General features: G+C 48.1%; 15 protein-coding genes. 14 read left to right on the forward strand and 1 reads right to left on the reverse strand.

All coding sequences use genetic code 11. The annotated features are described in order from the left end of the window. Positions 1 to 157: 157 nt before the first annotated feature. Positions 158 to 2,455, forward strand: a complete 2,298-nt coding sequence (locus KNO95_RS00485) for a glycoside hydrolase family 65 protein (protein ID WP_214878105.1) — start codon at positions 158 to 160, stop codon at positions 2,453 to 2,455. A 146-nt stretch (positions 2,456 to 2,601) separates the two neighbouring features. Further along, entirely contained in the window at positions 2,602 to 3,450 is an 849-nt protein-coding gene (locus KNO95_RS00490) for a YitT family protein (RefSeq protein ID WP_026826622.1), read from the forward strand. 49 nt (positions 3,451 to 3,499) lie between these two features. On the opposite strand, the gene KNO95_RS00495 is transcribed toward KNO95_RS00490, so the two are convergent. Continuing rightward, complete coding sequence (locus KNO95_RS00495; protein WP_214878106.1) at positions 3,500 to 4,312, reverse strand: Cof-type HAD-IIB family hydrolase; 813 nt, start codon at positions 4,310 to 4,312, stop codon at positions 3,500 to 3,502. A gap of 162 nt (positions 4,313 to 4,474) precedes the next feature. On the opposite strand from KNO95_RS00495, the gene KNO95_RS00500 reads away from it, so the two are divergent. The 12 genes from KNO95_RS00500 to KNO95_RS00555 all read left to right on the forward strand — a co-directional run bounded on the left by KNO95_RS00500 (position 4,475) and on the right by KNO95_RS00555 (position 12,157). Next, positions 4,475 to 4,669 (forward strand): YjzD family protein, encoded by a 195-nt coding sequence (locus tag KNO95_RS00500; protein ID WP_026826620.1) that lies wholly within the window; start codon positions 4,475 to 4,477, stop codon positions 4,667 to 4,669. Positions 4,670 to 4,744: 75 nt separating this feature from the next. Beyond that, positions 4,745 to 5,167, forward strand: a complete 423-nt coding sequence (locus tag KNO95_RS00505) for a thioredoxin family protein (RefSeq protein WP_214702612.1) — start codon at positions 4,745 to 4,747, stop codon at positions 5,165 to 5,167. After that, positions 5,164 to 5,943, forward strand: coding sequence for a phosphatidylserine decarboxylase (locus KNO95_RS00510; RefSeq protein ID WP_214798566.1), 780 nt, complete (start codon positions 5,164 to 5,166; stop codon positions 5,941 to 5,943). Before KNO95_RS00505 ends, KNO95_RS00510 begins: the two co-directional genes overlap by 4 nt. Positions 5,944 to 6,068: 125 nt before the next feature. Further along, positions 6,069 to 6,695: a YqeG family HAD IIIA-type phosphatase gene (locus KNO95_RS00515; protein ID WP_026826617.1), complete on the forward strand. Its 627-nt coding sequence runs from the start codon at positions 6,069 to 6,071 to the stop codon at positions 6,693 to 6,695. Between the two features lie 133 nt (positions 6,696 to 6,828). Then, positions 6,829 to 7,941: a ribosome biogenesis GTPase YqeH gene (gene yqeH, locus KNO95_RS00520; protein ID WP_026826616.1), complete on the forward strand. Its 1,113-nt coding sequence runs from the start codon at positions 6,829 to 6,831 to the stop codon at positions 7,939 to 7,941. Then, positions 7,938 to 8,723 (forward strand): shikimate dehydrogenase, encoded by a 786-nt coding sequence (gene aroE, locus KNO95_RS00525; protein ID WP_214878108.1) that lies wholly within the window; start codon positions 7,938 to 7,940, stop codon positions 8,721 to 8,723. The genes yqeH and aroE overlap by 4 nt, the downstream gene beginning before the upstream one ends. 6 nt (positions 8,724 to 8,729) lie before the next feature. Then, positions 8,730 to 9,026 carry a ribosome assembly RNA-binding protein YhbY gene (gene yhbY / locus KNO95_RS00530; protein ID WP_026826614.1) on the forward strand — a complete coding sequence of 99 codons (297 nt, stop codon included), beginning with the start codon at positions 8,730 to 8,732 and terminating at the stop codon, positions 9,024 to 9,026. Beyond that, positions 9,023 to 9,592: a nicotinate-nucleotide adenylyltransferase gene (locus KNO95_RS00535; RefSeq protein WP_026826613.1), complete on the forward strand. Its 570-nt coding sequence runs from the start codon at positions 9,023 to 9,025 to the stop codon at positions 9,590 to 9,592. The genes yhbY and KNO95_RS00535 overlap by 4 nt, the downstream gene beginning before the upstream one ends. Next, complete coding sequence (gene yqeK, locus KNO95_RS00540; RefSeq protein ID WP_026826612.1) at positions 9,582 to 10,139, forward strand: bis(5'-nucleosyl)-tetraphosphatase (symmetrical) YqeK; 558 nt, start codon at positions 9,582 to 9,584, stop codon at positions 10,137 to 10,139. The genes KNO95_RS00535 and yqeK overlap by 11 nt, the downstream gene beginning before the upstream one ends. A gap of 10 nt (positions 10,140 to 10,149) precedes the next feature. After that, a complete protein-coding gene (gene rsfS, locus KNO95_RS00545) occupies positions 10,150 to 10,497 on the forward strand; it encodes a ribosome silencing factor (protein WP_214878110.1) in 348 nt (115 codons plus the stop codon). Then, positions 10,497 to 11,222: a class I SAM-dependent DNA methyltransferase gene (locus KNO95_RS00550; RefSeq protein ID WP_214878112.1), complete on the forward strand. Its 726-nt coding sequence runs from the start codon at positions 10,497 to 10,499 to the stop codon at positions 11,220 to 11,222. Before rsfS ends, KNO95_RS00550 begins: the two co-directional genes overlap by 1 nt. A 338-nt stretch (positions 11,223 to 11,560) precedes the next feature. Then, positions 11,561 to 12,157, forward strand: coding sequence for a DUF2238 domain-containing protein (locus KNO95_RS00555; protein WP_214700552.1), 597 nt, complete (start codon positions 11,561 to 11,563; stop codon positions 12,155 to 12,157). The last annotated feature ends 4 nt before the right edge of the window (positions 12,158 to 12,161 follow it).

The following is a 12,161-nucleotide window of genomic DNA, read 5'->3' on the forward strand; positions in this document are numbered from 1 at the left end:
AAAAAGAAAGAAAAAGTTTTATGCAAACGATTGCATTCTGAGTTCAGTTGTGTAAAATGAAAGGTGAGATTAAATACAGCGCTTTCATAGACAAACGGTTGCACGAACTAGTTGTCTGTCGAAGGTAGCCTTGTAGAGAAAAAGGAGTGGCAGACAGATGAAACGATTGTTTGCAGTCGATGAATGGAAAGTAACAGAAGAAGGTCTTCATCCGAAAGAAAATCGCCTTGCTGAATCGATCACATCGCTCGGAAACGGGCATATGGGGATGCGGGGAAACTTTGAAGAGGATTACTCGAATGATACGCACCAAGGATTCTACGTGGCGGGTGTCTATTACCCGGACAAAACACGTGTCGGTTGGTGGAAGAACGGATATCCTGAGTACTTTGCCAAAGTGTTGAATGCGACAAACGTCATCGGTCTACGCGTCGCGATTAATGAAACACCAGTCGACTTGGCAAAATGGGAAGTAAATGACTTTACACGCGAGCTCGATATGCAGCGTGGTGTTTTGACACGGACGTTCACGTTGATGAACGGGACAGAAGAGACGAAAGTCGAAGTCGTCCGTTTCTTCTCAATCGTCGACAAAGAAATATTGGCGATTCGCTATAACATTACACCAGTCAACTATAAAGCTAAAATCGAGTTCACCCCATATTTAGACGGTGATGTCGTCAACGAAGACTCAAACTACGACGAGAAGTTCTGGCTTCCGGTCGAAAGTGGTGTCGAAGAGCGCTTTGGCTTCGTGACGACGAAGACGAAAAAACTCGATTGGCATGTCACGGCATCGATGATTGCAGACGTGGAAGGTGCGCGTTGTGAAGTGCTTGAAGCGACAGACTTGTTCGTGGCGAACAAATTCACCGTCCATACGGAAGCTGGCGAAACGGCGACTGCATATAAATACGTATCTGTCGTGACGAACCGTGACCATACGATTGACGAGTTGCAATCTGCAGGGATGACACGTGTCGAAGCAGCGTTTGAAAAAGGTTTTGAGACGCTTCTCGCTGATCAGACAGAAGCATGGCTTGCGCGTTGGGAAGATGCAGATGTCCGCATCGATGGAGACATCGAAGCGCAACAGGGCATCCGGTACAATATCTTCAACATGTATCAAACGTATACAGGTGAAGATTCACGCCTCAACATCGGTCCAAAAGGTTTCACGGGTGAGAAATATGGTGGTGCGACATATTGGGATACAGAAGCATACTGCCTCCACTTCTATTTGGCGACTACAAAACCGGAAGTCTCGTGGAACTTGCTCAAATATCGTCATAACCAATTACCACAGGCGAAAGAGAATTCTGTGAAGAATGTCGGCATGGAAGGTGCCCTTTATCCGATGGTCACGATGAACGGGGAAGAGTGCCACAATGAGTGGGAAATTACACACGAAGAGATTCACCGAAACGGTGCGATTGCCCACGCCATCTTCAATTATACGAACTTCACAGGCGATAAATCGTACCTTGGACAATACGGACTGGAAGTATTGGTCGAGATCTCGCGTTACTGGGCTAGCCGTGTCAACTTTGTGCCGCACAAAGACGTATATATGATTCTAGGCGTCACAGGTCCGAACGAATACGATAACAACGTCAACAACAACTGGTACACGAACCTGATTGCCGCGTGGACACTCGAATACACGCAAGAAGTGTACAACTATTTGAAAGAAGCAGAGCCTGCACGCCTCGATGAGCTCGTATCGACACTCGGCATCACGGACGCAGAACTCGCGAAGTGGGCGGACATTCAGGCGAAAATGTACTACCCGAAAGACGACCTCGTTCCAGACGTGTTCATGCAACAGGACGGCTTCATGGATAAAGAACAGATCTTAGTGAAAGACCTCGATCCGAAGCATCTTCCACTCAACCAAAACTGGTCGTGGGACAGAATCCTCCGTTCGAACTTCATCAAACAGGCGGACGTTCTCCAAGGACTCTACACGTTCGGTGACCGTTTCACAGTCGAGCAGAAACGAGCGAACTTTGATTTCTATGAGCCACGTACGGTTCACGAGTCGAGCTTGTCGCCATGTGTCTATTCGATCATCGCGGCAGAAGTCGGATATGAAGATAAAGCGGTCGAATTGTATCAACGTTCGGCACGTCTTGACCTCGATAACTACAACAACGACACAGAAGATGGCTTACACATCACATCGATGGTCGGCTCATGGATGTCAATCGTTCATGGATTTGCAGGAATGCGCATCAAAGAAGATAATCTCTCGTTCAGTCCGATGATTCCAAAAGGTTGGAACGGCTACTCGTTCAACATGCTCTGGCGTGGTCATCATTTGACGGTCACTTCATCACGTGAACAAGTGACGATCAAACAAACGGGCGGGTCAGATGTAACGATTCATGTGTACGGAAATGAGATAACGGTACCTGCTGATGATTCGATTACAATTGAAACAGTGAAAGCGTGATCAATTGCTTTATATGAACAAGTCGACTGAGGTCGGCTTGTTTTTGTGTATCAAACTTATGAGAATTCATGCATATTTGCTGTATGCAGTATGAATAATCTATGTTATCTTGATTCTTAGCTATTTTGAGAAAGGGGAGTTGAAGCTTGACGGAAGCCGTTAAAGAACATACACGAATCGGGGTTGTCTCGATTATCGGAGGATTGTTCGTTGCCTTATCTATGACATTATTTTTAATTCCAGCTGGCGTCTATTCGACGGGATTTACAGGTCTAGCCCAAATCTTGACGACATTGTTAGCGGGCACACCGTTTGAACTAGGGGAAGGGCTCTGGTTCTTTATTCTGAATGCACCACTACTCGTCGTCAGTTATTTTATGCTCGGCCGGAACATGATGATCCATACGCTCGTCAGTGTTGCCTCGGTCACGTTGTTCATCCGTATGCTTCCGCAATCGCAGCTTCTCTCGGACGACCCGTTACTAAACGCCGTATTCGGCGGTGTGCTCTTGGCAATTGGATCGGGAATTACGATTCGATATGGTGCCTCAACAGGGGGCTTTGATATCGTCGCTTTGATTTTGGCGAAATTTACAAACAACTCGGTCGGGGTTTATCTCTTCTTAATGAACATGATGATCGCGCTCGCTGCAGGGGCACTGTTCGGATGGCCGACGGCACTCTATACAATCGTCTTCTTGTACGTGACATCAAAAGTCATCGATGAGATTTATACGAACACACAGCGTCAGACGCTCTTTATCGTGACGAATCATCCGGATGAGGTGACAAAGGAACTACATCAACACGTGTTCCGTGGTATCACGCTCATGCCGGCAATCGGCACGTATTCGAAAGTCGAGAAAGCAACGCTCATGATGGTCGCGCAGCGACATGAGGTTCGTGAAATCACACGTATTTGTAAAGATGCCGACCCAACTGTTTGGATCAATATCTTGCCGACAGAGGACGTCGAAGGGACGTTCCGTCGCTAAAAAAGTATATGAATCATAAAAAGCACCGACTTTGCAGTCGGTGCTTTCATTATGCCTTGATGCCGAGTTTATCTTCTAGGAAGAGGGCGATTCCGTCATCCATATTCGAGGCGGTCACTTCGTTGGCCACATTTTTCAGTTGGTCGATGGCATTTCCCATTGCAACACCTGTGCCGACATAGTCGAGCATTTCAAGGTCGTTCTCCTCGTCACCGAATGCGATGATGTGCTTTCGGTCGATATTTAAATGCTTCGAGACTTCCTTTAGTCCGAGTGCTTTCGACGTGTTTTTACTCATCACTTCAATCATATGCTCTGGCATGCGCCATTGCCGATTCAGTACCGCTTCTGCATGAATATCATCGAGTTGTGAACGGACGTGCGCGACGTGATCTTTAGTCGCGTGAATCAGGAGTGACGTCGGTTCATCTTGTAGATGGGTCAACAGGTTGCCGGATGTGACACTGAGCGCACGTTCTGCGTACGGGCTATAAAACTCTTGCGGATCCTTTTGGAAATAAACGTGGTCGGTCACTTCGACGACGATGTTATGTGCTTTCGTATCCGCTACTTCCTCAATGATGTCGTGCGCGGTCTTGAGCGGGATTGGTCGGTGTGTGACCGCATAATTCGCATCTTTCGGGTGGTGCACGAGCGCGCCATTGAAGTTGACGAGCGGTGTCGTTAGTCCGAGTTGTTCATAGTACATGAGTGAGTGACGCTTCGGTCGCCCTGTCGCAATCATCACTTCATGTCCAGCTTCACGCGCCGCCTGTAAGGCACGGAGATTTCGTTCACTAATTGTTTTATCATCTCTTAACAACGTACCATCTAAATCAACTGCGATTAAATAACGTGACATTAGTCATCCTCTTTTCTTCACAATGATGTTTCTACGACCGTATCACATTTTTTGATTGGACGGAAAGAATATACAATCGAAGTCGCATATTCTATACGAACAATGCTATACTAATGTCGTATGAATTTTTACGAATCATCTGTGAGATGGAGGGGACGTTCAATGCGTTATTTAGTGACATTGATCTGGGCGATTGTGCTCTCAAATACGGCGGTATTTATCATTTCTGCTGTTGATGGTGTAGAGTACAACGCGATGCTCGCGACAGGATTTGGCGTGGCCATCACATTCTTCGTTGCAATTCTCGATGTCTTAAACCAAGACATGGGAATTAGCGACGTTGCACAAGAGAAGTAAGCCGTCTACAATCAAACTGACTCGTGCATGAGTCAGTCTTTTTTCTTTCATCATTATTAGAGGAGGGCCTAACATATGAAAAATCCTGAAAAACGTGCGAATTTCATGACGTTCGCCATCATCGGAGCGATTATCGTCATCGGAATCGCTTTGTTGTTTTTTTTGAACGGTGCTAATGAAGAAGAAGGTGCCAATGCCGTCACGGCAGATGAATTGCAGCAACAGTTAGATAAAGAGGGAGAGGTCGTCGCTTACTTTTGGCAAACTGGCTGTGAATATTGTGAGCAAGTGAAGCCTTATGTCGAACCTCTCATCGAAGAATACGATGCGGTTTCAATCAACTTGTCAGACCACAATGTTTGGGAAACATATGGCATCAATGGGACACCGACAATCATCCGTTTTGAGGATGGAAAAGAAATCGGTCGCATAGAAGGTGCGGTCTCGGAACAACAATACGAGACATTCTTTAAAAATGAGGAGGCCAAAGAGGAATGAAACGTCGTTTTTATCAAACGTTATTTGAGCTAAACGCCTCTCCTTGGATTGCCTCACGCCTCAAACGCTTCGCAGAATCAGGAGTGAGTCGTCATTTGATTCCGTCGTTCGCAAAAGTGTATCACATTGCGGTAGAGGAAGCGGAGCAACCGCTACAAGCTTATCCTTCACTGCATGCGTTCTTCACGCGTCATTTGAAGCCTGACGCACGGACGATTGATGAATCGACCGACACACTCGTATCACCTTGTGACGGGAAGTTATCGGTCATTGAGTTAATTTCGGAAGATAGCCGCTTTGAAGTGAAAGGACAATCGTATACGCTTGCGGAACTTCTCGGTTCACAACAAGAAGCGCGCCGTTACGCTGGCGGAACGGTCGTCGTCCTCTATCTTAGCCCGAGCGATTATCACCGTGTCCACACACCACTTGCCGGCCGCGTGCTCAGCCATTACGAGCTCGGTGACCGCTCGGCACCGGTTAATGAGATCGGATTGACCGAGACGGTGCGACCGCTCTCGCGCAACTACCGTCGTGTGACACGCTTTGACAGCCCGGTCGGAGCGTATGAACATATTATGGTGGGTGCCCTTAACGTGAACACGATTGAATGGACGCTCGAGGGGGACCAAGCCGATAAAGGGCAAGAAGTCGGATACTTCTCATTCGGTTCGACCGTCGTCCTCTGTTTTGAGAAAGATGCCGTTCAATTAGAACGTGAAAAAATGGGTCCGGTTCGACTCGGTGAAGTCATCGGGACATTCAAAACCAACTAATTTTACAATAATTTTCTTCCGACCGAACGATAGACTAGTCGTTTGGTCGGTTTTCGTTTACCATAGAAGGGATATCAATACTTGTATAAGTAGTTGAATCGTTTAGCTAATTGGAGGAATTTTACGTGTTTAATCGACTTTATCCGAAACAGTTCGTCGCGACTGTGTTTGACATCGACTTACAAGAATTGAAAGACCGTGGGGTACGTGTCATTTTGACGGACCTTGATAATACACTCGTCGCGTGGGATGTCCCGCATGCGCCAGAGCTTTTATTGATGTGGCTTGAAAAAGTAAAATCATACGGTTTCGATGTGATTGTCGTATCAAATAATAATGAGAATCGTGTACGAACGTTTACGGAGCCGCTCGGCCTTCATTATGTCGCTCGTGCTAGAAAGCCTTTGCCATCTGGGTTTAAAGAAGCGCTCTCGAAATATGGTTATTCGCCGAAAGAAGCTATTTTCTTAGGGGATCAGCTGTTTACAGACGTGCTCGGTGCCAATATGGCGGGCATTCATGTCATCCATGTGCAACCGGTCGTCAAAACGGACGGGCTCGTCACGAAATTCAACCGGATGCTTGAGAAGGTGGTCTTCGCGCACATGAAGCGTCGTGGGAAGTACGTATTGATCACGAAAAAAGTGGAAGAGCTTGCCGTTGACGCACAGCGTGCAAAAGTTGCTGTCGCTGAAAAAATCGGTGAGGCGATGCATCCACGTTCCGAAGATTCACATAAAAAAGATGAATAAGACCTCGAACGCACAGAAAGAAGGAGGCTGCCGATGTACGGCGACCAAGGCGTCGGAATTAACGCTTCAGGAGTAGCAGCGAGGTGCTACGGTGAATGAAGAAGGGGAAACCTAAACGGCAGTAAGTACAACTATGGAAGAAACTAAACGATATTGCGCTGGGTGCGGCGTAGCCATTCAAACGGAAGACCCGAACGGAGTCGGCTATGCACCAAAATCGGCACTTGACCGTGAGATTGTCATTTGCCAACGTTGCTTCAAATTGAAGCACTACAACCAAGTTCAAGACGTGGATTTATCAGATGATGATTTCTTACGTATCTTGAACGGCATCAGTTCAAAAGAAGCGCTCGTCATCAAAATTGTCGATATTTTTGACTTCAATGGCAGCTGGCTGCCGGGTCTACAACGTTCTGTCGGTTCGAACCCCGTACTGTTAGTCGGGAACAAGGTCGACTTGTTACCGAAGTCGGTCAACCCGAACCGGATGGCGAACTGGATGAAGGCAGAGGCAAAAGAGCTCGGATTGAACCCGATCGACGTTCATTTGATCAGTGCGAAAAAAGGGCACGGTATCGATGAGCTTGCTGAGAAAATTGAATATTACCGGAAAGGCAAAGACGTCTTCGTCGTCGGTTGTACAAATGTCGGAAAGTCGACACTCATCAACCAGGTGATCAAACGTTTCGGTGAAGAGGATGAAGCCATCATCACCGTCAGTCATTTCCCGGGTACGACGCTTGACTTGATCGACATCCCGCTCGATGATGATGCGAACCTGTACGATACACCAGGGATCATCAACCGTCATCAAATGGCACACTATGTCGACGCAAAAGATTTGAAGACGATCACGCCGAAGAAAGAAATCAAGCCGCACGTGTTCCAATTGAACCCGCAACAGACGCTTTACTTTGGCGGTTTGGCACGCTTGGATTACTTGGAAGGCAATAAACGGTCGTTCGTCATCTATATGTCGAACGAGTTGAAAGCACACCGTACGAAACTCGAACGCGCGGATGAGCTCTATGACCAACATATTGGGAAAATGCTCAACCCACCGAACGAGAAGACACTTGAAATGTTACCACCACTCGTCCGTCACGAATTCAGCTTACGAGATGGTGTGAAGACTGATATCGTGTTCAGCGGTCTCGGATGGGTCTCGATTCACGGTAAAGGCGGCCGTATTGCAGCGTGGGCTCCAAAAGGCGTCGCTGTCACACTCCGCGAGGCGCTCGTATGAATCTGGCCGTCATCGGTCACCCGATTGCTCATTCGCTCTCTCCAAAGCTGCACGAGCAGTGGTTGAGGGCGTCTGGGCTTTTCGGGCGTTATGAGGCGATTGACGCCGCACCGGACGAACTTTCTACCTTGATTGAAGCGATGCGAGACGGGGGATGGGACGGATTCAATGTGACGATTCCATACAAGGAAGCGGTCATTCGTCATCTTGACGAGCTCGATGATGCGGCAAAGTTAGCAGGTGCCGTCAATACGGTTTATAAACGAGACGGGCAACTCATCGGGACGAACACGGACGGTGCCGGTCTCGTCCAAGCGCTGATGCCATTCACAGACTTTACAGGACGTGTTCTCATCGTCGGTGCAGGAGGCGCCGCCCGCGGGATCGTACAAGCTCTCCCGACGCGCAACGTGACGATTGTCAATCGGACAGTCGAACGGGCAAAAGTGCTCGCCGACACGTTCGGAGTCGCGTACACGACGTTCGATGAGGTCGACATTTCTCGATATGATGTCGTCATTCAAACGACATCGGTCGGGATGGACAATCAATCCACACCACTTTCATTAGAAGGATTACGACAAAACACCGTCGTTTGTGATATCATATATCGTCCACTCATCACACCGATGATTCAAGAAGCGGAACATCGCGGGGCAGTCGTTGTGACAGGTGTGGGTATGTTCGTTGGGCAAGGCGCGCTCTCGTTCGAGAAATGGACGGGCGTGAAACCGGACGAAACCATCGGAAAGAAGTTAATCGAAAGATTATTGGAGGAATAATATACTATGCTATCAGGTAAACAAAAACGTTTTTTACGTGCAGAAGCGCACCATCTCTCACCGATTTATCAAGTCGGGAAAAATGGTGTAAGTGAAGCGATGTGTAAAGATATCTCGGACGCACTTGAGAAACGTGAGTTAATCAAAGTCCAAGTACTTCAAAATTGCATGGACACGCCGAAAGACGTGGCTGGCGAATTGTCAGAAGGTACAAAGGCTGAAGTCGTACAAGTCATTGGAAAAGTCATCGTCTTATACAAAGAGGCGACAGAGAAAGAAAATCGCCAAATCAAACTCCCATGAGCCGGATTGGTTTGATGGGGGGCACGTTCGACCCGCCGCATCTCGGTCATCTGTTAATCGCCGAACAAGCTCGCGAACAGCTTGTACTCGACGAAGTCTGGTTTTTGCCGGCTGCGATTCCACCACACAAAGTCGGGTTCAGCTCGGCTGACGACCGAATCGAGATGACCCGTCGTGCCATTCAAAATCAGTCAGACTTCAAGTTGAACCTGATTGAATTTGAACGGAGTGAGCCATCCTATACGGTGGAAACGATGAAGCGGTTGATTGAACAACATCCAGACGATACGTTCTATTTTTTAATTGGAGCGGATTCGCTTGTCTCGCTCGAATCGTGGCACGACTACGAAACGCTCATCCGTCTCGTCGCGTTCGGAGCGGTCGCTCGCCCTGGCACGCGCTATTTGATTCCAGAGAAGGCGGACGTACGCACGATTGACATGCCACAGCTTGAAATCTCGTCGACGGATATCCGTGAACGGGCGAAACGAGGCAAGTCCATCAAATATCTTGTCCCGACGTTAGTCGAGACGTATGTGAAGGAGCATAAGTTGTATGACGTTTGAAGAAGCACACGAGTTGATTAAACAGACGCTGCCAGAAAAACGCTATATCCATACGCTCGGCGTGGTCGAGACAGCGGAGCGCTTAGCGAATCAATATGGCGAAAATATTGAACAAGCGCGTCTTGCTGCGATGCTTCATGATTATGCGAAATACTTCGACACGGAAAAGATGCGCCAAGTCGTCATCGATGAGGGGCTTGATCCGAATCTCCTTCAATACGGGGACGAGTTATTGCATGCGCCGGTGGGAGCAGTGTTGCTGGCTCGACAGTATGACTTGGACCCGCATGTACTTTCTGCGATCCGGAACCATACAACAGGAGAACCCGGAATGTCTCGTCTCGACCAAATCCTGTTCGTGGCCGACGCCATCGAACCGAATCGGAACTATCCAGGTGTCGATCGCCTGCGGACAGAAGCGGAGCAGTCGCTCGAAGCGGCCGTTGTCGCGACACTGCGTCAAACGATTGAATTTTTATTAAAGAAGTCAGTGCGCATTTTTCCACTGACGATTGATACGTATAATGATTTTGTGAATACACCTTAGGAGGGTCTTTATGACTGCAAGAGAAGAATTAGAATTGATTGTAAAAGCGGCTGACGATAAACGTGCCGAAGAAATCGTCGTACTCGACATGGAAGGCATTTCACCGATTGCGGACTACTTCGTCATCTGTCACGGAAACTCGGAGAAACAAGTCGAAGCGATTGCGCGTGAAATTAAAGACATCGCTGGCGAAAACGACTTACCGCTCCACAAGTTCGAAGGAATGGATACGGCACGTTGGGTCCTTACTGACCTCGAGAACGTCGTCGTTCACATCTTCCATCGTGACGACCGTGATTACTACAACCTAGAGAAATTGTGGGCTGACGCGCCGCACGTCGAAGTGGAAGTCGGCTAATGGCATACGAAGGATTCGCCTATGTATACGACGAGTTGATGAAAGACGCGCCGTATGATGAGTGGGTCGCTTTCGTGCGTCGTCACGTCCAAGATGGCGCGACACTCGCGGATGTCGGATGCGGGACCGGGTCGGCCACGATTCGCCTCGCTGAACATTACGATGTCATGGGAATTGACTTATCGGAGTCGATGCTCGAAGTCGCACAAGAAAAGGCACTTGAAGCAGAAATCGAGTTGCCGCTTTGGGAACAGGATATGCGCGAGTTGGAACTGCCGAAGCCGGTCGATGCGGTGACGATTCTCTGCGACTCGCTCTGCTATCTTCAGGATGAGGCGGATGTAATCGATACGTTCGAATCCGTCTACAACCAACTCAAGCCAAATGGGCTGTTCATCTTTGATGTGCATGCCCCGAATAAGATGCAGACGCTCTTCAACCAAAAGACGTACGCGTCAAACGGAGAAGACTGCTCGTATATTTGGTTTGCCGACCCGGGAGAAGCACCGCTCTCGGTCATTCATGATTTGACGTTCTTCGTCGCGCTTGAAGACGGGACGTACGAACGGGTCGAGGAGACGCATGAGCAACGGACATATGAACCAGGGCAGTACATGCAATGGTTGATTGGTGCCGGGTTCCACGTCAAATCAGTTACATCTGATTTCACTGAACATGCACCAGGAACTGATGCTGAGCGTATTTTCTTCGTTGCACAGAAATAAGTAAATCCCCGATTCTTCAAGAATCAGGGATTTTTTCGTATCACGCACATCCATTGTCTTCCTCATCCGATACCCGCCGAAGGGAAATAGGAATCTGACGGAATCACGAATTTTTGTTCGTTATATCCATCACAGGGAGAATAGAATTTTGGACCAGGCGATCCATCTTCCACCTACGCTCGGCTGTGCCCCGAGACGCTTGGAGGTGGGAGAATTCGCGCTAAATTCAGTTAAATGAGCAGCTTGCGAATCAACAAATGTGTGTATAGGTTGAAGTCCATCGTGAGTTGGGAATAAACCATATAGAGAACATTATTGACGAAAGAAGGCGAAAAATTATGAAGCTCACGAAAGGGCGTATCCTTGAGTTTGGGTTCGTCTTGTTTATGGCGGTCATACTCGTGACAGCGATTATTGAAGAATCCTGGTTCGATGCGAGTGTGGCGGGAGCCGGGATCATCTCTGGTCTCATCCCGTTTTTCATTGAAAAGACGTTCAAAACAGAACTTGATGGCAAGATGAAAGTGGCGTATATCTTATTCTTGTTCGCGTCACAATATTTAGGGTCCATCGTCGGATTGTATGGGAACGGCTGGTGGGACACATTCCTTCATCTCTTGAGTGGCATCTTTCTCGCATTTTTAGGATTCGACTTTTTCTCCCGGCTCGATGACGATCTTCGTACGGAAATTCCGAAACGGTTTCTATTCGTGTATATCGTCGTCTTTTCAATGGCCGGGGCGGCGCTTTGGGAAATGTATGAATTCACATCCGATGTCTTCTTGAACACGACGATGCAGGGGAACGGAAACGATGATACGATGGTCGATATCATTGCCGGATCAATCGGGGGAGTGCTTGCTGCTTTCTTCGTCGTGTCGCTTCATCAACGTGAAAAAGCCAAGAAAAAACGAAGCATGAAAAAAAGTTCGTGATGCA

This window comes from Exiguobacterium sp. ERU653 (genome assembly GCF_018617775.1).
In the GTDB taxonomy this organism is placed as follows: Bacteria; Bacillota; Bacilli; order Exiguobacteriales; family Exiguobacteriaceae; genus Exiguobacterium; species Exiguobacterium marinum.